20 protein-coding genes and 1 pseudogene are annotated in these 24,540 nt (G+C 67.0%); 7 read left to right on the top strand and 14 right to left on the bottom strand.

The genetic code is table 11. The features are described from left to right. Positions 1-32: 32 nt before the first annotated feature. Complete coding sequence (locus tag PSm6_RS16460; RefSeq protein WP_021222427.1) at positions 33-761, bottom strand: phosphatase PAP2 family protein; 729 nt, start codon at positions 759-761, stop codon at positions 33-35. Positions 762-922: 161 nt separating this feature from the next. Between PSm6_RS16460 and PSm6_RS16465 the strand changes: the two genes are divergently transcribed. From PSm6_RS16465 to PSm6_RS16480, 4 genes are all read left to right on the top strand, one after another. After that, entirely contained in the window at positions 923-1,606 is a 684-nt protein-coding gene (locus tag PSm6_RS16465) for a response regulator transcription factor (RefSeq protein WP_043241257.1), read from the top strand. Next, positions 1,596-2,876: a sensor histidine kinase gene (locus PSm6_RS16470; protein ID WP_021222425.1), complete on the top strand. Its 1,281-nt coding sequence runs from the start codon at positions 1,596-1,598 to the stop codon at positions 2,874-2,876. Before PSm6_RS16465 ends, PSm6_RS16470 begins: the two co-directional genes overlap by 11 nt. Before the next feature lie 562 nt (positions 2,877-3,438). After that, on the top strand, positions 3,439-3,663 hold the full coding sequence (locus PSm6_RS16475; RefSeq protein WP_043241251.1) for a hypothetical protein: 225 nt from the start codon (positions 3,439-3,441) through the stop codon (positions 3,661-3,663). A gap of 425 nt (positions 3,664-4,088) precedes the next feature. After that, positions 4,089-4,793 (top strand): lipopolysaccharide kinase InaA family protein, encoded by a 705-nt coding sequence (locus PSm6_RS16480; RefSeq protein ID WP_031287189.1) that lies wholly within the window; start codon positions 4,089-4,091, stop codon positions 4,791-4,793. A gap of 56 nt (positions 4,794-4,849) precedes the next feature. Here PSm6_RS16480 and PSm6_RS16485 read toward each other — a convergent pair whose 3' ends face one another. The 8 genes and pseudogenes from PSm6_RS16485 to PSm6_RS16515 form a co-directional block, all read right to left on the bottom strand. Beyond that, positions 4,850-7,915: a multidrug efflux RND transporter permease subunit gene (locus tag PSm6_RS16485; protein WP_043241249.1), complete on the bottom strand. Its 3,066-nt coding sequence runs from the start codon at positions 7,913-7,915 to the stop codon at positions 4,850-4,852. A gap of 24 nt (positions 7,916-7,939) precedes the next feature. After that, positions 7,940-9,094 (bottom strand): efflux RND transporter periplasmic adaptor subunit, encoded by a 1,155-nt coding sequence (locus PSm6_RS16490; RefSeq protein WP_043241246.1) that lies wholly within the window; start codon positions 9,092-9,094, stop codon positions 7,940-7,942. Positions 9,095-9,436: 342 nt separating this feature from the next. Then, positions 9,437-10,204: a methyl-accepting chemotaxis protein gene (locus tag PSm6_RS30520; RefSeq protein WP_371877132.1), complete on the bottom strand. Its 768-nt coding sequence runs from the start codon at positions 10,202-10,204 to the stop codon at positions 9,437-9,439. A gap of 165 nt (positions 10,205-10,369) precedes the next feature. Next, positions 10,370-11,068, bottom strand: a pseudogene (locus PSm6_RS30525) (methyl-accepting chemotaxis protein); the annotation flags it as partial. Between the two features lie 99 nt (positions 11,069-11,167). After that, positions 11,168-12,262, bottom strand: a complete 1,095-nt coding sequence (locus tag PSm6_RS16500) for a DUF1513 domain-containing protein (protein WP_043241242.1) — start codon at positions 12,260-12,262, stop codon at positions 11,168-11,170. Position 12,263: 1 nt separating this feature from the next. Next, positions 12,264-13,328 carry an imelysin family protein gene (locus PSm6_RS16505; RefSeq protein ID WP_043241239.1) on the bottom strand — a complete coding sequence of 355 codons (1,065 nt, stop codon included), beginning with the start codon at positions 13,326-13,328 and terminating at the stop codon, positions 12,264-12,266. A 10-nt stretch (positions 13,329-13,338) separates the two neighbouring features. After that, complete coding sequence (locus tag PSm6_RS16510; protein WP_043241236.1) at positions 13,339-14,766, bottom strand: di-heme oxidoreductase family protein; 1,428 nt, start codon at positions 14,764-14,766, stop codon at positions 13,339-13,341. Positions 14,767-15,012: 246 nt separating this feature from the next. After that, on the bottom strand, positions 15,013-16,350 hold the full coding sequence (locus PSm6_RS16515; protein ID WP_265167774.1) for an imelysin family protein: 1,338 nt from the start codon (positions 16,348-16,350) through the stop codon (positions 15,013-15,015). 201 nt (positions 16,351-16,551) lie between these two features. Here PSm6_RS16515 and PSm6_RS16520 point away from each other — a divergent pair, with 201 nt between their 5' ends. Together PSm6_RS16520 and PSm6_RS16525 are read left to right on the top strand one after the other, a co-directional pair. Beyond that, on the top strand, positions 16,552-17,124 hold the full coding sequence (locus tag PSm6_RS16520) for a LemA family protein (protein WP_043241229.1): 573 nt from the start codon (positions 16,552-16,554) through the stop codon (positions 17,122-17,124). Continuing rightward, positions 17,124-18,035, top strand: coding sequence for a GIDE domain-containing protein (locus PSm6_RS16525; RefSeq protein WP_265167775.1), 912 nt, complete (start codon positions 17,124-17,126; stop codon positions 18,033-18,035). The genes PSm6_RS16520 and PSm6_RS16525 overlap by 1 nt, the downstream gene beginning before the upstream one ends. Positions 18,036-18,185: 150 nt before the next feature. Here PSm6_RS16525 and PSm6_RS16530 read toward each other — a convergent pair whose 3' ends face one another. The 4 genes from PSm6_RS16530 to PSm6_RS16545 form a co-directional block, all read right to left on the bottom strand. Next, on the bottom strand, positions 18,186-20,252 hold the full coding sequence (locus PSm6_RS16530) for a putative bifunctional diguanylate cyclase/phosphodiesterase (protein WP_043241223.1): 2,067 nt from the start codon (positions 20,250-20,252) through the stop codon (positions 18,186-18,188). 389 nt (positions 20,253-20,641) lie between these two features. Continuing rightward, positions 20,642-21,223, bottom strand: coding sequence for a superoxide dismutase [Fe] (gene sodB / locus PSm6_RS16535; protein WP_111263062.1), 582 nt, complete (start codon positions 21,221-21,223; stop codon positions 20,642-20,644). 207 nt (positions 21,224-21,430) lie between these two features. Next, positions 21,431-22,033 carry a LysE/ArgO family amino acid transporter gene (locus PSm6_RS16540; protein ID WP_043241216.1) on the bottom strand — a complete coding sequence of 201 codons (603 nt, stop codon included), beginning with the start codon at positions 22,031-22,033 and terminating at the stop codon, positions 21,431-21,433. 3 nt (positions 22,034-22,036) lie between these two features. Further along, positions 22,037-22,444 (bottom strand): ACT domain-containing protein, encoded by a 408-nt coding sequence (locus PSm6_RS16545; protein WP_265167776.1) that lies wholly within the window; start codon positions 22,442-22,444, stop codon positions 22,037-22,039. 91 nt (positions 22,445-22,535) lie between these two features. On the opposite strand from PSm6_RS16545, the gene PSm6_RS16550 reads away from it, so the two are divergent. Continuing rightward, positions 22,536-23,432, top strand: coding sequence for a LysR family transcriptional regulator ArgP (locus PSm6_RS16550; protein ID WP_265170537.1), 897 nt, complete (start codon positions 22,536-22,538; stop codon positions 23,430-23,432). Position 23,433: 1 nt separating this feature from the next. Here the strand turns inward: PSm6_RS16550 and PSm6_RS16555 are convergent, their stop codons facing one another. Then, the gene (locus PSm6_RS16555) at positions 23,434-24,492 is read right to left on the bottom strand and encodes a saccharopine dehydrogenase family protein (RefSeq protein ID WP_265167777.1); all 1,059 of its coding nucleotides are present in this window, start codon (positions 24,490-24,492) and stop codon (positions 23,434-23,436) included. Positions 24,493-24,540: the final 48 nt, after the last annotated feature.

Raw genomic sequence — 24,540 nt, forward strand, 5'->3', positions numbered from 1 at the left:
CGGCGGGGCCCGCCCAATACTGCGGGCGGCCATCAAGGCGCCAATTCCGTGGCCGTCTGTGGCGCCTCGTCGACCTCGGGCGCATAGAGCATGAAGCGGTAGCAGCCCAGGCAGATCAGCCAGTCCAGCAGTGCCGTCCACAGGTTGTGGGAGAGAAAGTGCGCGCCCTGCATCATCCGCCCAATGGAAAACAGCCCGCCCAGGGCCAGGGCACCCACCAGGGCCAGGCGAGCGAGACGACGATTGCGGTCGCGCAGGAGGAAGTACAGGGCGAAGAAGGTGAAGCCGCTGCTGGCGTGGCCGCCCGGCCAGCAACGGCCGGGTTTGGCGGTGGGCGCGCGTTCGGCCAGCAGCGGGGTGTAGGTCTCCACACCGCCATAGCGGGTCAGGTCCCAGGGGCAGTGCACGGCGGTCAGCGCCTTCAGCGGCGTCACGATCGCGGTGGACAGGCCCATCGCCAGGACCAGGTAGCCGAGGCGCCTGCGCAGGCCGTACCAGGGGCGATACAGGCAACTGGCGACGAACCCGGCCAGGGCCAGCAGCGCCACCGCGATCACCGCCTGCTTGGCGCGGTCATGCATCACGTCCTCGAGGAAGAAGCTGTGGGCACCGATGAAGCCTTCTCCAGGCCGGTAGAACAGATCCGCCAGGGCGAAGTCCAGCCGGGTCGGCTCGATCACCAGCAGCGCGAGGATGATCCCCAGGGGCAGGCCCAGCGCCCAGCCATAGGCGAGCGGGCGGGAGGGGAGGGAAGGGGGCATGCGGTGTCTCCGGAGTACGGGGCGGGGGATTGCCAGGCCAGGGAATGGGCGTAATCTGCCGTGGCCGCCGTGGTGGCTCCGTGAACCGCGGGTGAAAAAACTGTCAAAGGCGCCTGAGGGCCCCAGAGGGCCGGAAAATCGATGAGGCGGGAGAGCTGCAGATGCGGATTTTGCTGGTGGAAGACAATCGCGACATCCTGGCCAACATGGCCGACTACCTGGAGCTCAAGGGCTACAGCGTCGACTGCGCCCAGGATGGCCTTTCCGGGCTGCACCTGGCCGCCACCGAACACTTCGACCTGATCGTCCTCGACATCATGCTGCCCGGGCTGGACGGCTACGCCCTGTGCCGGCGGCTGCGCGACGAGGCGCGGCGCGATACGCCGGTGATCATGCTCACCGCGCGCGATGAGCTGGACGACCGCCTGCAAGGCTTCAAGTCCGGCGCCGATGATTACCTGGTCAAGCCCTTCGCCCTGTCCGAACTGGCGGCGCGCATCGAAGCGGTGCTGCGGCGTTCCCGGGGCGGCGGCAAGCGTGCCCTGCAGGTGGGTGAGCTGAGCTACGACCTCGACACCCTGGAAGTCAGCCGTGCCGGCAAGCCGCTCAAGCTCAACCCTATCGGCCTCAAGCTGCTGGCCGTGCTGATGCAGAAAAGCCCCCACCTGGTCCGTCGCGAGGCCCTGGAAGAGGCGCTCTGGGGTGACGATTGCCCCGACAGCGACAGCCTGCGCAGCCACATCCACCAACTGCGCCAGGTGATCGACAAGCCCTTCGGCAAACCCCTGCTGCACACCCTGCACGGCCTCGGCTACCGCCTGGCGGAGTCGGCCGATGGAGTTTAGGCAGAGCCTCGCGCGGCGCATCGTCATCGCCTTCACCCTGATGACGGCGCTGGTGGGGGGAACCTTCTCGCTGGGCATCATCGAAGTGGTGCACCTGATCGAGGAACAGCTGATCTCCCGCGACCTGAACAACGAGCTGGAGCGCATCCTCTACGAGAACCTCGCCAAGGGCCGGGCGCCGAGCCTGGACAGCGACACCCGTTTCTACTTCGGCGAGGGCACCGGCCCCTACGCCTTGCCCGCCGAATACGCCAAGCTGGCGCCGGGCTTCCACGAACTCTTCGAAGGCCAGCTCTCGTTCCACGCGCTAGTGCGGGACATCGACGGCCACCGCTACGTGCTGCTGCAGGACCAGAGTGATTTCGAGGACCGTGAGCAGGCGCTCTACGGCGTGGTGCTGGTGGGCTTCATCCTCAGCGTGCTGCTCTCGGCGCTACTGGGCTGGTTGCTGGCGCGCAAGGTCATCGCACCGGTGGTGCGCCTGGCCGGGCAGGTCCGTCACCGTGACCAGTTGCTGGGCCTGGCCCCGCCCCTGGCGCCTGACTACGCCTCGGACGAAGTGGGCCAACTGGCCCAGGCCTTCGACGACACCCTGGGCCGCCTGCGCGATGCCTTGACCCGCGAGCGCCTGTTCACCAGTGACGTCAGCCACGAGTTGCGCACGCCGTTGATGGTGATCGCCACCTCCTGCGAGCTGCTGATGGAAAACACCGGCCTCGACGAACGCTCGCGCCAACAGGTGCGTCGCATCGGCCGGGCCAGCGAGGAAATGCGCGACCTGGTGCAGACCTTCCTCATGCTCGCCCGCGCCCAGCGCGAGGGCGGCGAGGGGGTGCCGCAATCCAGCCTCGGCAGCCTGGCGGACGAGCTGGCCGCCCTCTGGCGCGAACCCATCGAAGCCAAGGGACTGCGTTTCGACTACCTGCCCGGCAACCCTGCCGATACGCGCTACAACGCGGCCTTCCTGCGTTCGGTACTAGGCAACCTGCTGCGCAACGCTTTGCACTACACCGACTCGGGGCATATCGAGATGCGCCTGGACGCGCGCGGTTTCAGCGTCGAGGACAGCGGTGTCGGTATCCCCGAGGAGCAGCGCGAGGCGATGTTCCTGCCCTTCGTCCGTGGCCTGGAGCAACGTGGCGACGGTCTCGGGCTGGGCCTGTCGCTGGTCAAGCGCATCTGCGAGAGCCAGGGCTGGGTGGTCAGCCTGACGCCGTCCGTCTCCGGCGGCTGCCACTTCCGCGTCGACCTGGTCGCGCCTGCAGGCTGACACTTTTTTCACATCGGCATCACGGCAGCATGACGCCTGCCGGCAGAAGCTGGTGGCCCTGTGCAGTCGTGAGGCGCGGCGAAGGTACGGACCTTGCAGTGTTCGGCTCCCATTGCACCGGGGTAGCACCGGCGATGTCCGGGGGAGGGCACGCAGGCGTCTGCACCGGGGATGTCATGAAACCTGGCGACCTATCCGTGGTCCTATCCGGGCCCCACGAGTGGGCATAAGGGTTACCTCGTGCCTGTTCTGTTACCTCAAGGGGCAGGCGCAGGGCGCTGACCGCTGGGCGGGAATGTCGGCGCCAGCGATGAAATGACACTTATTTGCAATAAATCGCTGCTAGCCTCGCCCGTCTGCCAACTGACGGTTGTGAAAGCCGGCGATGCCGCACACGAGGGCGAACAGGTGGTTGAGAGGTGCGCTGCTGCTTAAGGACAAGAGCCGCGACGGGTGGGAATTACCGCAGGTATGCCATTCGTCACTTCGAAAAAGCGGACTGTGAACTATTGAACTAGTGTGAAGACACAGCGTTTGGCAGCGCTATCAAGGGGTTGCGATCATGAAGTTAGAAATAACGCGAGCTTTGTTCCTCGTCGGAGCTCTGGGCGTCGCTTCCATCGCCGCGGCGGCCTGGCATGAGCCATCGCCGTCGGTCATCAGCGTCAATGGCCTGGGCTACTGTCCCCTGCCGCCTAACGCCCGCCACAAGGCCGATGTCATGCCGGACAAGCAGTTGCTGCTGTTGATGTTCGGCCTGTCCCAGGGCATGGGGCCGCAAGGCTGAGAAGCTGCTCGTAGACGTCAAAGCCCCGCGCACGCGGGGCTTTTTATTGGCTGGCGATCCGCTTTCGCTGCTCTTTCCTCCCGGTTCTTCCACGCAACAGGGAAGCCGGATGAGCCTCGCTCCGCTTCAGTTTCCTTCCTGCAACGGCCTTCAGCGGTACGGTCCTTGCAGTTTCGCCCGGCACGAGCCGGCGATTACAGAGGGTATTTCGGTGCAACTCCCGGGATAGAGGTTTGGCGGCCCCTTTTGGGGCGCGCGTGCCCGGGCTTGCCGTTGTGCACGGGGTTACCTGGTGCACCTTCCTGTTACCGCAGGCGACACAAAAAAGGGTGGGAGTCATTCGTCCGTTTGGACGGTCTCGGTCTCTACGAGATGGCGGAACCTACCAGGCGATAACGAAGGAGCGACCGATGACGGCAGGTGTGATGGCATTGACGAGTGACACGAACCACCAGTTCGACCATTTCTGGGACTGGCGTGGCGAGTGGGTCGAGGCACCGAACCTGAGGCGGGGGGGCGAAAGCGGGGTGGAGCGGGTGCGCCGCGAGGACGGCGCCGTGCTGTATAGCAAGCGCCAGTGCGGCCACCTGTATCGCAGCCTGCTGCACCCCTTCGGGCGCCCGACGGTGCTCCGTGAACGGGACGCCATCCGCGCGTTCGAGCGCCTCGGTGTGAGGGTGCCACGGCTGGTCTTCTGTGGCGCCCGGCGTGGCGGCGAGGCCGGCTGGCAAGCACTGCTGGTCACCGAGGCGCTGGACGGCTTCATCGACTTCGAGCGCTGGTACGCCTCGGTGGAAGGGCGGCCCGAGACCCTGGCGGAGCGCGAGCGAGTACTCGGGCAGGTGGCCGAGGTGCTGGCGCGGCTGCACCGGGGTGGCTGGCAGCATGGCTGCCTCTATCCCAAGCATGTGTTCATCCGCCTCGGGGAAGGCAGCGACCCTGCATCGGTGGAGATCGCCCTGCTCGACCTGGAGAAGAGCCGCCGTCGCTTCGCCCACGCCCGGGCGGCCTTCAACGACGTCGGCCAGATCAAGCGTCATTCGGCCATTCGCGAGGATGACTGGGCCTGCCTGCTGGCCGCCTACGAGCTCGCCTTCGGCGGCCGCGTGGAGGCGTTGCACCGCCTTTGACGGCCCTTGAATGAAAAAGGCCCCGCATCTGCGGGGCCTTCTTCGTTCAGCGTGGCTCAATGGCTGGTGGCGGGCTCTGCCTCCGGCTGGGTGGCGGGCCGTGGGTCCGGCTTGGCCAGCAGGGTATAGACGCAGGGCAGCACGAACAGGGTGAACAGCGTGCCGATGGACATGCCGGTGGCGATCACCATGCCGATGTCGAAGCGGCTCACCGCGCCCGCGCCGCTGGCGAGAATCAGCGGCACCATGCCGAACACCATCGCCGCGGTGGTCATCAGCACCGGGCGCAGGCGGATGGACGCGGCTTCTTCCACGGCCTCCCTGGCGCTCAGGCCCTTGTCGCGGCGCAGCTGGTTGGCGAACTCCACGATCAGGATGCCGTGCTTGCTGATCAGGCCGATCAGCGTCACCAGGCCCACCTGGGTGTAGATGTTCATGCTGGAGATGCCCAGGAACAGCGGGATCAGCGCGCCGCAGATCGACAGCGGCACCGTCACCAGGATCACCAGCGGGTCGCGGAAGCTCTCGAACTGCGCCGCCAGCACCAGGAAGATGATCGCCAGGGCGAGGCCGAAGGTCACGTAGAGCGCACTGCCTTCCTGCACGTACTGGCGCGAGGCGCCGGCGTAGTCGAAGGCGAAGCCGCGCGGGGCTTCCTCACGGGCGATCTGTGTCACCGTCTCCACCGCATCACCCATGCTCACCACCGGGAAGCCCTCGATGATCGCCGAGTTCAGCTGCTGGAACTGCTTGAGCTTGGTCGGCCGCGCGGTGTCGTGGACCGAGATCAGCGTGGACAGGGGCACCATGGCGCCGCTTTCACTCTTCACGTAGTAGTTGTTCAGCCAGTCCGGGTTGTCGCGGTAGGCGCGCTCCACCTGGGCGATCACCTTGTAGCTGCGACCGTCGATGGTGAAGCGGTTGATCTCGCCTTCACCCAGCAGCAGCGCCAGGGTGGAGCCGAGGTCCTCCATGGAGACGCCCATCTGCGCGGCCTTCTCCCGGTCGATATCCACCACCACTTCCGGCTTGTCGAAGGCCAGGTCGACGTTGAGGAAGGCGAACTTGCCCGAGGCTTCCGCGCGCTGCTTGATGCGCTCGGTCACCTGCAGCAGTGACTCGTAGTCGTTGGGCGTGTTGATCACGAACTGGAAGGGCAGGCCTTCACCGGTACCCGGCAGCGACGGCAGGTTGAAGCCGAAGATCTGCAGGCCCGGGATGCGGTCCAGCTTGCCCTGGACCTCGTGCAGCAGCTCCATCTGGGTGCGTTCGCGCTCATCCCAGGGCTTGAGCAGGAAGCCGCCGATACCCGCTTGCACACCGTCGAAGCCGTTGATCTGGAACGACGAGTAGTACTCGGGGAAGGACTTGAAGATGTCCACGAACTCGTCGGTGTAGGCGTTCAGGTAGTTCAGGTTGGTCGGCTGCGGTGCCTTGGCCATGAGGAACACGATGCCCTGGTCCTCGTCGGGGGCCAGTTCGCTCTTGGTCATCATCAGCAGGATCGGGATCAGCGCCATGACGATCACCGCGAACACCACCACCACCGGGCGGGTGTTGAGGGTGCCGTGCAGGGCGCTCTGGTAGCGACGCTTGAGGCGCTCGAAGATCATGTCCAGCTTGTGGGCCAGGCCGCTCGGGTTCTCCTCGTGGCGCAGCAGCTTGGAGCACATCATCGGCGACAGGGTCAGGGCGACCACGCCGGAGATGATCACCGCACCCGCCAGGGTCAGGGCGAACTCGCGGAACAGCGCACCGGTGAGGCCGTCGAGGAAGCCGATGGGGGCGTACACCGCCGCCAGGGTGATGGTCATGGAAATGACCGGCACGGCGATCTCGCGGGCGCCCTCGATGGCGGCATCGAAGGGGGTCTTGCCCTCCTCGATATGCCGGTGGATGTTCTCCACCACCACGATGGCGTCGTCCACCACCAGGCCGATGGCGAGCACCATCGCCAGCAGCGTCAGCAGGTTGATCGAGTAGCCCATCAGCTGCATGAAGAACAGCACGCCGATCATCGACAGCGGGATGGTGATCACCGGGATCAGCACCGAGCGGAAGGCGCCGAGGAACAGGAACACGACCACGATGACGATCAGCACCGCCTCGCCCAGGGTCTTCACCACCTCGTCGATGGACGCCTGGATGAAGCGCGTGGCGTCGTAGGCGATGGAGACCTTGAGGTTCGGCGGCAGCTGGGATTCCAGCTCCGGCATGATCTCGCGCACGTGCTTGATCACATCCAGCGGGTTGGCGCTGGGGGTGCCCTTGATGCCGATATAGACCGAGGGGATGCCATCGAAGGAGCTGATGGAGTCGTAGTTCTCGGCGCCCATCTCGACCCGGGCGATATCACGCACCAGCACGCGGCTGTCGCCCTGGGTCTTCACCGGGATGGCGGCGAAGGCTTCGGGGGACTTGAGGTCGGTGGTGGCGTTGATGCTGGTCACCACGTACTCGCCCTTCACCTGGCCGGCGGCCGAGAGGAAGTTGTACTTGCGCACGGCATCGCTGACGTCGCCGGCGGTGACGCCATAGGCGGCCATCCGCACCGGGTCCAGCCACAGGCGCATGGCGAAGACCTGGTTGCCGAGGATTTCCGCTTCCGCCATGCCCGGCAGGGTGGCCAGCTTGGGCTGGATCACCCGCGACAGGTAGTCGGTGATCTGCGGGTTGGACAGCTCGTCGCTGTAGAAGCTGATGTACATCAGCGCCGAAGCGTCGGCCGCTTCCTTGGACAGCACCGGGTCCTCGGCATCCTGCGGCAGCTGGTTCTTCACCTCGTTGGCCTTGGCCAGCAGTTCGGTGAAGAGACGATCGGAGTTCGAGCCGATGCGCGCGTAGATCGAGATGATCGACAGGTTCTGCTGGCTCGACGACGTCATGTAGTCGATGCCTTCGGCACTGGCCAGGCTCTGCTGCAGGGGCTGGGTGATGTAGCCCTGGATGGTCTCGGCGTTGGCACCGGGGTAGGCGGTGGTCACCGTGATCAGGGCGTTTTCCATCTGCGGGTACTGGCGGATCACCAGCTTGCTGAAGGCCTGGAAGCCCAGCAGCACGATCAGCAGGCTGACCACGGTCGCCAGTACCGGGCGACGGATGAAGGGATCTGTAAAAGCCATATCGGTATTCCTTGGCGTCGGGCCTTATTGCCCGGCGCTGGCTTGTTTGTCCGTTTGCGGCTGCAGGGCCTGGTCATCGGCGATGGCGACATGGGAACCGTTGTCCAGCTTCAGCTGGCCGGCGGTCACCACCTGCTCCTCGGGCTTGAGACCCTTGAGCACCACGACCTTGCCGTCGCGGCGCGCTCCGGTCTCGACGAAGCGGCGCTCGACCACCAGCATCGGCTCGCCCTTGTCGTCCTTCTGCACCTGGCCGTCCTCGCCCTTCTTGGCGTCGATCACGTAGACCGAGTTGCCGTAGAGGGTGTAGGTGATGGCGGTTTCCGGCACGACGATGCGCGCGGTGTCGCCCGGCAGCAGCACTTCGAGGTTGGCGAACATGCCCGGCAGCAGCTTGTTGTCGGGGTTCTGCAGCATGGCGCGGACCTGCAGGTTGCGGGTGCTGTCCTCGACCTTGGGGTTGATCGCCGCGACCGTGCCTTCGAAGAACTCGCCCGGGTAGGCGGCCACGTTGATGCGCACGCGCTGGTCGATGGCGAGCTTGGGCACCGCTTGCTCGGGCAGGTAGAAGTCGACGAACAGGGTGCCGAGATCCTGCAGGGTGGCGATGGTGGTGCCGGAGGAGAGAAAGTCACCCACGTCCACCTGGCGGATGCCGATGGTGCCGGAGAAGGGCGCGACGATGCGCTTCTTCGCCAGCATGGCCTTCAGTTGGGCAACGCTGGCGGTGGATTTCTGCAGCTCCGAGGACAGGCGGTCGAACTCGCTCTTGGAGATGTTCTGCCGGTTCACCAGGCTGCGGCCGCGCTCGAACTCCACGCGGGCCAGGGCCAGGGTCGCCTCGGCGGTGGCCAGGCTGGCCTTCTCCACGTCGCTGTCCATCTGGATCAGCGGCTGGCCCAGGGTGACCTTCTCGCCGGAGAGGAACAGCACGTCCTGCACGGTGCCACCGACTTCTACGGTCAGGTCGACGCCCTGGAAGGCCTTGAGCGAGCCGATGGCCGGAAGGCGTTCCTGCCAGGGTTGCTCCACGGCCTTGGCCGCCGAGACGCTGATGGCCGGTTTCGGCGCCGTGAACATGGCGATCTGCTGTTTGATGGAGAAGACTTTATAAGCGGCGAGCGCAGCCACCACGAGGATGACCACGCCGAGCATGATGAGCATGCGGCGGAGCAACATATTCCGGTTCCTTGGCAAGGCAGATTGAGGCCTGGGAATAGGCGAGGGGTGCACCTTAGTACCACTGGCGGGGGCAAGTCAAAGGCGCGGAATTGCAAAAGTTTACATGCTGGCACGATGCCCATTTGGGCGCTTGCAGATCGCCGGAGATCGCCACGGATCGCCTCATTTCAGCCAGCTGGAAACGGCCGCCGGGGGCCCGTGCGGTTTGCTGTGGAAAAGCACGCTGGACGCCAGGGGCGGCTGGGCGGTGGGCGCAGGGTGCAACCCGGTCAGGGCGCTGGCGCGGCAGGTGCTACCGGCCGGGGCGGGGCAAGGCACATCCCTGTGCCGGGAAACGCGTCAGGCGCTGAAGCGGCGGGTGACCCCGTTGAGCTCGCCGGAGAGCTCGTGCAGGCGGGTACTGGCCGCCTCGGTGCGTTGCACATTTTCGTTGTTGGTGACGGCGATGGCGGTGATTTCGGTGAGGTTGCGCGAGATGTCCTCGGCCACCGAGGTCTGCTCCTCGGCCGCCGTGGCGATCTGCCGGTTCATGTCGCGGATGGCTTCCACCGCACCGGTGATGCGCTGCAGCATGGCGCCGGCCTCGGTGACCTGGGTGACGCTCTGCTCGCTGCGGTTCTGGCCGTTCTCGATGGCGCGCACCGCGTTCACCGCGCCGGTCTGCACCGTGTCGATGATCTGGTGGATCTCGGCGGTGGATTCGGCGGTGCGCTGGGCGAGGGTACGTACCTCGTCGGCGACCACGGCGAAACCACGGCCCTGCTCGCCGGCGCGGGCCGCTTCGATGGCGGCGTTGAGCGCCAGCAGGTTGGTCTGCTCGGCGATGCCACGGATCACTTCCAGCACCTTGCTGATGCGGCCGCTGTCGTTCTCCAGGCGGCGGATCACGTCGGCCGTGGAGTCGATCTCGCCGCGCATGCCGGTGATGCTCTGGATGGTCGCCTGCATCACCCGCTCGCCCTGCTGGGCGGAACTGTCGGCATCGTCGGCGGCGCGGGCGGCGTCGGCGGCGTGGCGCGCCACTTCCTGGGCGGTGGCGGACATCTCGTGCATCGCCGTGGCCACCTGGTCGGTGCGCGAGAACTGCTCGCGGGTGCCGCCTGCCATCAGCGTGGCGATGGCGTTGAGCTCGCCGCTGGCGCTGTCCAGTTCGGCGGTGCTGTGCTTCAGGCGGTTGAAGGTGTCGGCGAGGAAGTCGCGGAGAACGTTGGCCGAATTGGCCAGGCGCCCCAGCTCATCGCGGCGGCTGGTGTCGACGCGCTCGCCGAAGTTGCCCTGGCTGAGGCGGGCGATGTGGTCGATCAGGTTGCGGATCGGGTCGATCAGGCGGCGGTTGATCAGCCAGATCGCCAGCAGGCCGATCAGCACGCTGGACACCAGCATCACCACCAGGCCGGTGGTCACGGTGCTGGCGGCGCTGGCACTGATTTCGGCGGACTGCTGGGTGCCGCGGTCATGCAGCTGGGTGACCAGGGCCGTCATCTGCTCGCTGGTGGCGCGGTCGATGCCCTGCACGGCCTTGTCGCCTGCACTCGGGTCGGCGCCGGCGGCGAGGAAGGCTTCGCGGCCCTTGCGGTAGGCAGCGCCCAGGCTCTGGTGCTCATTGCGCAGGCGCTCCACCTGGCTCTGCAGGCTGGAGTCGCCCTGCTCGCGGGCCTCGCTGACCAGCTTGCCGAGGATGTCCTGCACCTTGCGCTCCTGGTCCTCGAACTGGCCCCAGTACTTGGACAGGGCAGCCGAATCCTTGCCGCGCAGGAGGACGTTCTTCCATTCCTGCACCTGGCCCTTGAATTCGACGTTGGCGCTGTCGACGAGGCTCGACGCCTCCAGCGTTCCGCCTACCAGGTTGCGGTAGGACTGGATCCCTCCAGATAGAAAGTTGAAGCAGGTCAAGGCTATGACCAGGATCAGCAGCAGGCTGCCGCCCAACAACGCGAGTAGCTGGCCTCGCAGGGAAGTTTGCAGGGACATGGGATTACGCCTCGGGGACGTGGGAGGGATGGGTTGCAGATGGAGTATAGGTCGGCCGCCGCGACCATTCGTTTAGGCCGCGGCGACGAAATGCAGGGGTCAGGCCAGGTGCAGGTGGTTGTCCCAGAGTCCGGCGGGGAGTTGCAGTGGAGCGGCGGCGATCTCGGCCTTGCGGCAGTCGTAGAGGCGGCAGCGGCCTTGGCCGGAGGTGACCACGAAGCCGTCCTTCACCGCGCCGACGCCGGCGCAGTCGGGCAGGGGCGCGTCCAGGCGCACGGCGCCGCTGTCCAGGTCCCAGATGAAGAAGCGATTGCCGCGCGGGGCGGTCAGGGCCACCAGGCGCAGCTCGTCGTGGATGGCGACGCTGGCGGTGTACTGGGCCATCGACAGACGCTGCTCGTCCGCCAGGGGGAAGGGCTGGAAGGGTTGGCCCGGGCGCTTGATCGCCAGCAGATCGGCGTGGTCGCTGGCGTCGCCCATGTACTGCTGGCCGGCGACTAGGGTGCCGTCGGCGGCGATGGCCAGGTGGCGCACGCTGTTCATCTGCTGGGGCAGGGTCTCGCGGGAGATCAGGCTGCCGTCGCGGCGCATCAGCACCAGGCTCGGCTCCATGGCGTGGAGGTTCATTTCCACGCGGCTCTCGGCCTCGGTGCGGATGCCGCCGTTGGCGACCACGAAGGTCTCGCCGTCGGGCATCCAGGACACCTGGTGCGGGCCCAGGCCGTGGGTGGACAGCTCGCCCTGGTGGACCAGCCGGCGGTCGGCGTAGGCATAGACGCCGAGCAGGCCGCGGCCCGGGTCGCTGGTGTCGTTGTCGGTGGTGTAGAGCCACTCGCCGCTCCTGTGGAACACGCCGTGCCCGTAGAAGTGGCGGTTGGGCAGGGACTTCACCGTCTGCAGCAGGCTGCCGTCGGTGAGGTCGATCAGGTAGCTCTCGGTGCCCGGGCGGCGGGCGACGAACAGGGCCACCGCTTCGCTGGGGTGCTCGACGATGTCGTGGCAGCGCTGGGCCACGCGGGTGGCGAACACCTGGGTGCCGTCGAGGCGGTAGCCGACGGCGTAGTGGCCGCCGTCGGCATCGTCACGGGCGGAGAGCAGCAGCGGGTCGCGGCCTTTGCGGCTCAGGGTCCAGCCGCCGAGCGTCACGGCGCCGAGCAGCAGGCTGCCGAGGGCGAGTACCTGGCGGCGGAACATATCAGTCACCATCGTTGGCGTTGAAGCCGAGTTGCACGTTGAGGACGCGGGCCAGCTCGTTGGAGTGCAGGCGGTGCACCACGTCGAGGCTGTCGTAGAAGACGTTCAGTTGCTTGAGGCCTTCCTCGCTCTGCAGCAGTTTGCTCAGCGGCGGGTCCAGGGCTTCGAGCTTGGCGCGGGCGTCGGCATAGGCGGCGTCGATCTTCTCCGCCAGGGCCTTCTGGTCATCGCCCAGCAGGCTGCGGATGCCCTTGCCGTCGGCGCCCTGCCACAGCTGCTCGGCGCTGAGCAGGCTGGCGCCCAGGCTGGCCAGGGAGGTGTCGCTGCGCCAGCCATCGGCCTGGTAGGGCTGCGGCTGGCTCTTGGTCTGGCGGCCCATGGGCGTGCCGAGCTTCTTCTTCAGGGTGTCCAGGGCGGTGACCTGGACCCGCAGCAGCTCGGAGACGGCCTCGTGGGAGTCCGCGTAGCGCTGGTTGGGGAACTTGCTCAGTTGCTCGAGCATGCCGTCCTTGCTGTTCCAGGAGGCGAGGATTTCCTCGGCGAGGCTCTGCTGGCGCTGGCCGATGGCTTCCAGCAGCGGGCAGTAGCGGGCCTTCTGTTCCTGGTCGGCCAGGTCCAGGTTGCTGTCGAAGAGGATGTATTCGTAGGCCGAGAGGCCCTGCACCACGACGCTGGACTTGGCCAGGCCGGCGGCGTCGATGTCGGGCTTGGCCTTGACCAGCTGCTCGACCTGGCGACCCACCAGGTTCTTCTTGTCCGGCCAGAACTGCACCTGCCAGGCGCGGTTGCCTTCGGCCAGCGGACCGACCATCAGCGGCTGCAGCTCGGCCCAGGCCTTCTGTGCCACGAGGAAATCGGCGCGGGCCTTGTCCAGCTCTTCCTTGCCGGAGCAGAACGCCAGGGCGCTGGCGGCCAGGGCGCGGTCGGCTTCCACCCAGCGGCTGTAGGTGGGCAGGATCACCTGCTTGGCCAGCGCAGCGGTGGCCTGGGCTTGCGGGTCCTGTGGGGCGCAGGCGCCGAGAGCCAGGGCGGCGAGGCTGGTGAAGAGCAGTTTGGGTCTGAACATGCAGGGCTCCTTAAAGGGAATTCAGGAATGCCAGCAGCGCGGCTCGCTGTCCAGCGTCATAGCGCATGACGGTCTGTTTCGCCGTCTCGGCCTCGCCGCCGTGCCAGAGGATGGCCTCGAGCAGGTTGCGGGCGCGCCCATCGTGAAGGAAACGGGTGTGGCCATTGACCGCTTCGGTCAGGCCGATGCCCCAGAGGGGCGCGGTGCGCCAGTCGCGGCCGCTTGCCTGGAACTCGGGACGGCCGTCGGCCAGCCCCTCGCCCATGTCGTGCAGCAGCAGGTCGCTGTAGGGGCGGATCACCTGGTTGGCAAGCTCCGGCTCGGCGGCATCGCTGCCGGTGGTGAAGCTTGGTACGTGGCAGCCCTGGCAGCCGGCCTGGTGGAACAGCCCTTTGCCGTCGAGCACCTGCGGGTCGTTCACCTGGCGCCGTGCGGGCACGGCGAGGTTGCGGGCATAGAACAGCACCAGGCGCAGGATGTTGTCGCTGACCTCGGGCACGCCGCCGTTGACCGCGGCCAGGCAGTCGACCTGGGCGGGCATGCAGTCGTCGCGGGGCAGCAGGCTGGTGGTCAGGCCCATGTCGCCGGAGAAGGCGTGGGCGTTCTGCTGGTTGAGGCTGGGCTGGCCGGCCTTCCAGCCGAAGCGGCCGAGCACGGTCTTGCCGGCGGCGTCATCCCAGACCTGGTTGGCGCGGCCGACGATGCCGGCGGGCTTGTCCTTCGAGACGCCCACGTTGGCGAGGATGGCGGCTTCGGGAATGGCCTCCAGCAGGCCCAGGCCGATCATCGGCGGGGCGACGCGGGCGGAGAACATGGTCTGCGGGTGCATGGGGCCGTAGCCGAGCTGGGTGATTTCCAGGGTCGGCTTCTGCAGCTCCACACGGGTGCCGTCGGCGAGGGTCACCGGCACCGTCTCATAGCGCATGCGCACCTTGCCTTCCGGGGCGACGCCGGGGATGGCCACGTCCTGCAGCTGGCCGCCGTACACCGGTTCGGGCACCACGCCCAGGCGCTCCAGGGTGCGCTGGTGCTCGGCCTTGGCTTCGGCCGGGATGGACAGGCGCACCAGCATGGACACGGCATTGATCGCGCCCGGCTCGGGCGGATGGCCGCGGCCGTCCTTGATGTGGCAGTTCTGGCAGGCGTTGGTGTTGAACAGCGGGCCCAGGCCATCACGGGCGGTGGTGGAGGAGGGCGCGATCACCCAGGGATTGCGGAAGAAGCTGTTGCCGACGCTGAAGTCCAGGCGCCGGCTCGGCGGCAGGTTGGCCGAGGGCAGCGAGAAGGCGTTGCGGTCACTCTGGTCGACCGTGGTGGCGCCGCCGGAAAGGTGCTCACCCGGCTCTGCCTGGGTGAAGCGTGGCGCGTCGTCGCAAGCGCCCAGGCCAAGTACTAGCAGCAGGGGAAATGCGCGGCGCAAGGCCGATGAAGCGGGCATTGGCGGGGTCCGGTCGGCTGAAAACAGGCGGGCAATGTTAGCAGGCGAAGGATCATTAAATAAGAGGGATTTGCGTTTGCCCATGAGGGCGATCCGCTGCTCGGGCGGGTGCGTCAAAAGGCCCGGGGAAGAAGCTGGGGCCCGCATGGGGAGCGGCCCTGCGCTGCTCTTTCGCGGGCTGACGAGCGCCCACAAAAAAGCGGATGCGGCGTTGCGCCGCATCCGCTTCGCTTGTTACCGGGTCGATCAGAATTCGTGATCGGCGTTGTCCGGTTTCAGGTCGCTGATGCCCAGCTTGCCAGCGGCTTGCTCGATGGCACCGGTCTGCTTGACCAGGGCGGCGATGGCGTCACGGACGATCTGGTTGCCTTCGGCGTTGTCCGGGGCGATCAGCTGGTCGAAGTGCACGCCCTTGTTGGCGCTGTCCACCAGGACCTGCAGCTTGGCCTCGGTGGCTTCCAGGTCGGCCTTCAGGGTGGTGTCGGTCGCGGCGTCGGTCTTGGCGACCAGGGACGACAGGCTCGGGCCGGTCAGGGTGGTGCCGTCGACCTTCTTGTACTCGCCCAGGTAGACGTTGCGGATGCCCTTGCCGTTGTAGAAGTGCGAATTGTGGGTGTTGTCGCTGAAGCAGTCGTGCTCGTCTTCAGGGGAGTTGGCTTCCAGCGCGACCTTCATGCGCTCGCCGGCCAGTTCGCCCAGGGACAGGCTGCCCATGCCGAAGAGCATCTTGCGCAGGCCGGATTCGGCCGGTTCGGCTTCCAGCTTGGCGCGGTAGTTGTCGGCAACGCCGGCTTTCCACTGGCCGACCATGTAGTCCAGGTCGCTGACCAGCAGGTCGGTGGCGGCCTTCAGGTAGGCGGCGCGGCGGTCGCAGTTGCCGCCGGTGCAGTCCTTGCCCTGGGCGTAGTCGGTAGCCGGGCGGTTGCCGGCGCCCGGGCCGGTGCCGTTCAGGTCCTGGCCCCAGAGGAGGAATTCGATGGCGTGGTAGCCGGTGGCGACGTTGGCTTCGGAACCGCCCAGCTCGTTCAGGCTGGAGAGCTTCTCACCGGTGATCTCGGTGACGTCGATCTTGTCTTCGCCGACCTGGATTTCCTTGTTGGCGATGATGTTGGCGGTGGCGCCCGGGTTGCCCAGCGCATGCTGGTAGTCCTTGGCGACGTAGTCGATCAGGCCTTCGTCCAGCGGCCAGGCGTTGAGGCCGCCTTCCCAATCGTCGACAACGGCGTTGCCGAAGCGGAAGACTTCGCTCTGCATGTACGGGGTGCGCGCGGCCAGCCAGGCTTCGCGGGCGGCTTTCAGGGTGTCGTCGCCAGGCTTGGCGATGAAGGCGTCGACGGCTTTCTGCAGGTTCACGGCGGTGCTGTGAGCATCGCTGAACACGGCCAGGGCCAGGTCGGCGTAGTGGTTGACCACGGCCTTGGCGGCGGCTTCGTCGACTTTCGCTACGGTCGCGGCAGGCGTGCTGCTGGCGGCTGCTGGAGCGGCGGCTTGCGGTGCGGCGGCCTTGTCCTTGTCGTCGCCGCAACCGGCGAGAGTGATGGCAATGGCAAGCAGGCTGGCAGTAGCCAGGGGCATACGACTCATGGCGAATTCCTTTGCGTGTTGTGGGGGACGTGGCGCAATTGCGCCCGAGAAACCGCGACATAATGCGAAAGATTTGCATTTTTGAAAAGGCCCGATGCAGCGTCCCCTGGATGCGGGATGTGCCCGTGGTCTCTATGCGCCAGCCGGGCTGACGTTAGAATGCCAGCAGTCTTGTTCCACCGAAGCCAAGGAGTTGCTCGCATGTCCCTGACCAGTGTCGCCCTGATCGTTGCTGCCCTGCTGGTCGCCGCCTACGCGGTGACCCTCTATAACGCCTTGGTGCGCCTCAAGCACGGCGTGACCAAGGCCTGGTCGAACATCGAGGTGCTGCTCAAGCAGCGCCATGACGAGCTGCCCAAGCTGGTGGAGACCTGCAAGCAGTACATGCAGCACGAACGCACCACCCTGGAAAACGTCATCGCCGCGCGCAACGCCGTGGCCAGCGCCCGCGAGCGTGGCGACGTCGGCGCCCTGGGCCAGGCCGAGAGCGGCCTGCGTGCCGGCCTGGGCCAGCTTTTTGCCCTGGCGGAGAACTACCCCCAGCTCAAGGCCAACGAAAGCTTCCAGTTCCTCCAGCAGCGCATCAGCGGCCTGGAGAACGGCATCGCCGACCGGCGCGAGCTGTACAACGAAGCGGTCAACCTCAACAACGTGCGCATCGAGCAGTTCCCGGATGTGCTGCTGGCCCGCCTGTTCGGCTTCAAGCCCGCCGAGCTGCTGGTGTTCAGCGAGGCCGAGAAGGCCGACGTCGACCTCAAGTCGCTGTTCAACTGATGGTCAGTGGCGATGCCGCCGGGCTCGCGATGAGCCTGGCCTTCAGCCTCGGCGCCTTCTTCGGCGGCGGCTGGTGGTGCCTCAAGCGCCTGTCCGAGGCGCGCTTCCTGCTGGATACGCCGACCTCGAAGATCCGCTCCGCCGCCCAGGGCTATGTCGAGCTCTATGGCGTTCTCCAGGAATCCACCCTCGGCCAGCTGCAGGCGCCGCTCACCGGCAAGCCCTGCCTGTGGTGGCGCTTCCGTATCGAGGAGTACCAGGAGAGCGGCAAGAACAAGAGCTGGCGGGTGATCGAGAGCGGCACCAGCGACCAGTGGCTGCAACTGGGCGATGGCACCGGCGATTGCCTGATCGACCCGCGCGGCGCCGAAGTGCGCCCCTCCACCCGCGAGGTGTGGAAGGGCAACCAGCGCCACCCGCGCAATGTCGCGGCGCAGCCCGGTTTCCTCGGCATGCTGCTGGGGGGCGGCGAATACCGTTACACCGAGGAGCGCCTGCACCTCGGCGGCCCGCTCTATGCCATCGGTGATTTCCACACCGCCGGTGCCGGCCACCAGGGCTTCGATGGCACGGCAGCCCAGGGCGCGGTGATCCGTGAATGGAAGAGCGACTTCAGCGGCCTGCTGCGGCGCTTCGACAGCAACGGCGATGGCCAGCTGGACGAGGCCGAGTGGAACCGCGTGCGCCTCGCCGCCCAACTGGAGGCCGAGGACCGCCACCGCTCCACCAGCGCCGCGCCCGCGGTCAACCACCTGCGCAAGCCGGGCGAGTCGCGGCCTTTCCTGCTCTCCAGCCATGGCGAGGACGTGCTCGCACGCTCCTTCTACTGGCAGGCCCTGGGCGGGGCTGCCGTGTGCATCATCGGCGCGGTGGCCACCGTGTACCTGCTGCAGGTGACGGGGCTGGTGTGATGCCTGGCGCCTCTGCGTTGGGCCTCGCTGCGCTCGGCGCCAACCTACGAGCTCCGTAGCCCGGGCTTCAGCCCGGGAAGGGCACGCACGAAGCCGAACGGCAACCATGAAAAAGCCCGCCATCGAGGCGGGCTTTTTCATGGTCGGGATTCAGAGCGTCGCGGGGTTGGAGGCGGCGTTGGTCAGGCGGCGGGCCTGCTTGAGGTAGCCGGTGAGTTCGCGGGCGGGGAGGGGTTTGCTGTAGAGGTAGCCCTGTCCCTCGTTGCAGCCCTGGGAGATGATGTACGCCTCCTGCTCCTGGGTCTCCACGCCTTCGGCGATCACCTGCATGCCCAGGCTGCGGGCGAGCTGGATGATGGCGCGCACGATGGTGGCGTCGTCCTCGTCCTCGAGCACGTCCTGGACGAAGCTCTTGTCGATCTTGATCTTGTCCAGCGGCAGGCTCTTCAGGTAGCTCAGGGAGGAGTAGCCGGTCCCGAAGTCGTCGATCGCGATCAGCGCGCCGGAGCGGCGCAGGCTCAGCAGGTGTTGGGCGGCGGTGGAGATGTCCTCCATCAGGCCGGTCTCGGTGACTTCCACTTCCAGGCTGCGCGGCGGCAGGCGGTAGACCTGCAGCAGGTTGTTCACCACCCGTGGCAGCTCGGCGTGGTGCAGTTGCACGGTGGACAGGTTGATGGCCATGCGCAGTTCGCTGAAGCCCTGGTCGTGCCATTCGCGCAGCTGGCGGCAGGCCTGGTCCAGCACCCATTCGCCGATGGGGATGATCATGCCGTTCTGTTCGGCCAGGGGGATGAACAGGTCCGGCGGCACGAAGCCGTGCTGCGGGTGCTGCCAGCGCAGGAGCGCCTCGACGCCCACCACGCGGTGGTCGCGGTAGTCGACCTGGGGCTGGTAGACCAGGTGCAGTTCGTTGCGGTTGAGTGCTTCGCGCAGGTCTTTCTCCAGCTCGCGCCGACGACGCATCTCGCTGTCGACGCTGGCGATGTAGAACTGGTAGCGGTTGCGCGAGCGGCTCTTGGCCAGGGTCATGGTCTGTTCGGCTTTCTGCAGCAGCTTCTCGGTGCTGTCGCCGTCTTCCGGGAACAGGGTGATGCCGATGGTGGCGCGCAGGCGCACTTCCTGCTGTTCCAGGGCGAAGGGCGCCTCGAGGTCGTCGAGCACGCTCTGGGCCAGTTCGGCCGCTTCGTAGGGTTGTTCGATATCGGCCTGGACCAGGGCGAACTGGTCGCCACCCAGGCGGGCCAGGGCGCCGAGGCGGCCGCTGTGGCCACGCAGGCGGTCGGCGAGGGCGATCAGCAACTGGTCGCCGGTCTGGTAGCTGAACTGTTCGTTGACGCCCTTGAAGTCGTCCAGGCCGACGCAGAGCACGGCGACGCGGCGCTGCAGGCGGCCGGCGTCATCGAGGATCTGGTCCAGCTGCTGCTGCAGTTGCTGGCGGTTGGGCAGCCCGGTGAGGAAGTCGTACTGGGCCATGCGCAGCAGGCTGTTCTCCGCCTCCCGGCGCAGGTGGGTATTGCGCTCGATGGAGGCCAGCAGCTCGTTGGCGGTGTTTATCCACAACCCCAGTTCGTTCTTCTCGTTGCCCTTGAGCATGGGCAGCTTGTGCTCGCTGGGGCGGTCGGGATTGATATTGGTGAGGTGCTCGATGATCTTCGACAGCGGCTTGGTCAGCAGCCAGTGGTAGACCGAGTAGAGCACCAGGCCCATGGCCAGGGCGCGCAGCACCCCGGAGACGAAAATGATCACTGAGCTGACGACGAAGTCCTCGCCGTAGGGCGCGGTGTCCAGGGTGATGTTGAGGTCGCCGTAGTACTCGCTGTACGGGCCGCGGCCCACCAGCTGGGTGGTGAAGTTCTGTTCCTTGCCGAGGATGGCATCGGTGAGCCAGCGGGTCGGCAGCTCCATCAGCGGGCGCGACTTCTCGGCGAGCATGGGCTCGTTGGGGTGGCCGATGGCGGCGAAGCGGACCGACTCGTGCTGGAACAGGCCCTCGATCACCTGCATGCCCATCTCCCGATCGAGGCTGTAGACGGCCTGGGTCGAGGGATCGCGGAACATGCCGAGGATGCGGTGGGCATCGTTGGCCACCGCCTGCCGAGTCTTGTAGACGTCGAACACAATCTGCGCGCAGCTCAGCACTACACCGACCACCAGCGCGGACAGGAGCACCACGCGGAGCAACTTCAGTGACAAGCTGTGTTTGAGATCCAGCTTCAAGTAGGGATTCCTTGTTCGATGCCGGTAGGCGTCAGACCGCTTGAGTATTGGCAAACACGAGATAGCCGTCAAAGGGCCATTACGCAAATGCGCGGATTTTCACCTTGTCCGGTTCTCAGCCGGCACATTCTTCGGACGAACCTTGTCCCAGCCTGCACTGTGTCGGTGCGCTGGCTCCCCGCTTTAATGCCGTTCGACGGATTTCATTCTGGCACAGCCTGGGCGAATGCCCCGGCGATCCGGCGGACGGCGCCTCCCGGCGTCTCCAGCCGTTCGTCGTCTGCCGGCAGATGCACTGCAAGCTTCGCTCCGGTGCGCGTTGATTTCGGCTGCGCAAATGAAAAGACCCGGCGCTAGGGCCGGGTCTTTCCGTGGAGCTGGAGCGGGTCTCAGGCAGCGTAGTTCTTGGCTACGAAGTCCCAGTTGACCAGGTTCCAGAACGCCTCGACGTACTTCGGACGCAGGTTGCGGTAGTCGATGTAGTAGGCGTGTTCCCAGACGTCGCAGGTCAGCAGCGGGGTGTCGCCGCTGGTCAGCGGGCAGCCGGCACCGATGGTGCTGGCCAGGGCCAGGGAGCCGTCGGCCTTCTTCACCAGCCAGCCCCAGCCGGAGCCGAAGGTGCCGATGGAGGTCTTGCTGAACTCTTCCTTGAACTTGTCGAAGGAACCGAAGGCCGCGTTGATGGCGTCAGCCAGGGCGCCGGTGGGCTGGCCACCGCCGTTGGGGCTCAGGCAGTTCCAGTAGAAGGTGTGGTTCCACACCTGGGCTGCGTTGTTGAAGATGCCGCCCGAGGAGGTCTTGACGATCTCTTCCAGGCTCTTGCCTTCGAATTCGGTGCCCGGAACCAGGTTGTTCAGGTTCACGACGTAGGTGTTGTGGTGCTTGTCGTGGTGGAATTCCAGGGTCTCGGCGGAAATGTGCGGCTCGAGGGCGTTCTTCTCGTACGGCAGCGGCGGCAATTCAAAAGCCATGTCTATCTCCTTCATCAGGTCTGGATTTGTGCGCGGGGCGCGAGGCCGTTCACGGGCGGCCGGTGGGCGGCTGCGAGTTTGTACTCTATTTTTCGCCGCGAAGCCCGGATCATAGCATCGGCCCTGCGGCATAACCACGCAGCAAACGTGTGGAAATCCCGGCGCCAGGGCCTTTGAACCGTGCGCGAAGGATTCGACAAGGGTTGCTCAGAGACCGTTCAGCAATTGTGCCGCCATGGCGAACATCATCACCGCCACGGCCAGGTCCAGAAGGCGCCAGGTGGCCGGGCGCGCCAGCCAGGGCGCCAACCAGGCGGCGCCGATCGCCAGGGCGAAGAACCAGATCAGCGACGCGCTCGCAGCGCCCAGGGCGTAAGCCCCGGGCACCGGTTGCTGAGCGCCGAGGGAGCCGATCAGCAGCACCGTGTCCAGGTACACATGGGGGTTGAGCAAGGTCACCGCCAGGGCCGCCAGCAGCACCGCCTTGCGTGAGCGCGGGCCGGTGTTGGCGGCCTGGTCCAGGGTCTGTGGACGCAGCGCGCGGTGCAGGGCCTTGGCCCCGTACCAGCTGAGGAAAACGATGCCGCCCCAGCGGGCGATGGCCAGCAGCGTCGGGTTCTGCGCCAGCAGCGTCGCCAGGCCGAAGACCCCGGCGCACACCAGCACCGCGTCGCACAGCACGCAGAGCGCGGCCACCGGCAGGTGGTGCTCGCGGCGCAGGCTCTGGGCCAGGACGAAGGCGTTCTGCGCGCCGATGGCGATGATCAGCCCCGCCGCCACCAGCATCCCGTTGAGGTAGCTCTGCCACATGGCTCAGGCCTCCCCGGCGCTGGCGGCCAGGGCGCGCAGGGTGGAGAGGGCGCGTTCGGCGTCGTCGCGGGCGACGAACAGGTGATCGTGGTAGTAGCCGGCGATGACGTTGCAACTGATGTTCGCCTGGGCCAGGGCGCCGGCGAAGGCTGCGGTAAGGCCCACGGCCGCCAGGGAGGAATGCACCTCCAGGGTGATCCAGGCGGCTACGTAGTCGTAAGCCAGGGCCAGGCGGTCGGCGTCCTCGCGGCGCAGGATGACGGTCAGCCCCTCGCGCTCGCGGAAGCTGCCCAGGGTTTCGCACCCCTGCAGCGCGGTGGCGTCGGCCAGGGTGCAGAACACGTAGTCGCCCGGGTTCAGTTCGGGGGACATGCTGCGGATCAGCAGCGCGAGGGTGGTTTCGCCAGCCATGGGGGCGGTCCTGTGCGGAGGGGAGATGTGGCGAGTCTGGGGTGCGGGCGTGTATAAGAAAAACAAATCATGCTGATCCCCTATTAGGAAAATCGATTTGTTCGACTACAAGTTGCTGGCCGCCCTCGCGGCGGTGGTGGAGCAGGGCGGCTTCGAGCGTGCGGCGCAGGTGCTCGGTCTGTCGCAATCGGCGGTGTCCCAGCGCATCAAGCTGCTGGAGGCGCGGGTCGGCCAGCCGGTGCTGGTGCGCGCCGCGCCGCCCACGCCCACGGATGTCGGCACCCGCCTGCTCAACCATGTGCAACAGGTGCGCCTGCTGGAGCGCGACCTGCAGTCCCAGGTGCCGGCCCTGGACGAAGGCGGCCCCCGCGAGCGGCTGCGGATCGCCCTCAATGCCGACACCCTGGCCACCTGGTGGGCGCGGGCGGTGGGCGACTTCTGCTCACGCCACGACGTGTTGATGGATTTGGTGGTGGAGGATCAGGACGTGGGCCTCAAGCGCATGCGTGCCGGCGAGGTGGCGGGCTGCGTGTGCGGCGCCGAACGCCCGGTGGCCGGCGCCCGCAGCATCCCCCTGGGCGCCATGCGCTACCGCGCCCTGGCCAGCCCGGCCTTCATCGCCCGGCATTTCGCCGGTGGCGTGACCCCGGCGGCGCTGGCCCGCTCGCCCTCCATCGTCTACGGCCCGGACGACTTGCTGCAGCACCGCTATATGGAATCCCTGGGGATCGCTGGCAGCTTCCCCCACCACCTCTGCCCCTCGTCCGAAGGCTTCGTGCGCCTCACCGAAGGCGGCCTCGGCTGGGGCCTGGTGCCCGAGCACCAGGTCCAGGGCCAACTGGCGCGAGGCGAGTTGCTGGAGCTGATCCCCGACCGCCCCATCGACGTACCGCTCTACTGGCACCACTGGCGCCATGGCGGCGAACTGCTCGGCCAGCTCACCGAGCACCTGGCCCGTGCTGCTGACCGCTGGCTGGTGCGGGACTGAATCAGGCGATACGGATCGCTCCGCTGCCCGGCAGCCGCTCCACGCAGCGCTCGCCGAACAGCCGCGACGGCGTGCCGTAGCCACCGGGGCCGTCATGGGCCAGCAAGTGATTCACCGCGAGCAGCACGCCGTGGACGGTCACCTCGTAGCCGTTGGCGGTTTCCAGGTGGGCGGTGCGCACCTCGCCGGCGGCGTTGCGCGCTTCGCCCCAGACCCAGGTGCGCAGCCGCTCGCGGGTCGCCTGATCGGGGCCGCGCACGCGCTTGTCCACCTGGGCCTTGAGCCACTTCTGCGCCGCCGCCCCGCCCAGCAGGCCGCGCAGGGGGTGGATCAGGCGCATGCCCAGGGCCGCCGCTGGTGGCGCCGGCAGGTACACCTCGATGTTGGGGATGCCGGTGGAGTAGTAGGCGGTGGCGACATCGCCCCAGGGGATGGTCACGGCGTTCTTCGCGCCACGGCCGAAATCGATGCGGCGCTGGCGGTAGCCCAGGGGCACGCCCACCCGTTCGCCATCGCGGCGCACCTGGCCGCCCAGGCGCAGGCCCTCCACCGAGGTCTTGGCGGTGCCCGGCGACAGGCCGCTGCCGGTGTCGAAGCCCAGCGCCAGGTGGCTGGCATCCGGCAGCACCTGCTTCAGGCAGGCGGCCACGCAATCGGTGGGAATCACGTCGAAGCCCACGCCGGGGCAGACCACCCGGCCGGCCTTGCGGGCCAGCAGGTCATAGGCGCGGGCCTGTTCGAACACGGCGATCTCGCCGGTGATGTCCACGTAGTGACAGCCGCTGGCCAGGCAGGCCTCGATCATCGGCGCGCTGGTGGCGGAGAAGGGGCCGGCGCAATGGGCCACCACGCTGACCCCGGCCAGTGCCGCGCGGCTGGCCGCCGGATCGGCCAGGTCGAAGGGGCGGGCGGGCAGCGACAGCTCGTCGGCGATACGCTGCACCTCTTTCGCGTTGCGCCCGGCCAGGATGGGCGTCAGGCCCTGGCGCACCGCTTCGGCGGCCACCAACTGGCCGGTGTAGCCATTGGCGCCGTAGATCATCCAGGTTGTTTCACCCATGCCGCGTCTCCCTCGTTGTCGTGGCCGACAAGACTAGCCGGGTCCGCG

The sequence above is a fragment of the Pseudomonas solani genome, assembly GCF_026072635.1.
In the GTDB taxonomy this organism is placed as follows: Bacteria; Pseudomonadota; Gammaproteobacteria; order Pseudomonadales; family Pseudomonadaceae; genus Metapseudomonas; species Metapseudomonas solani.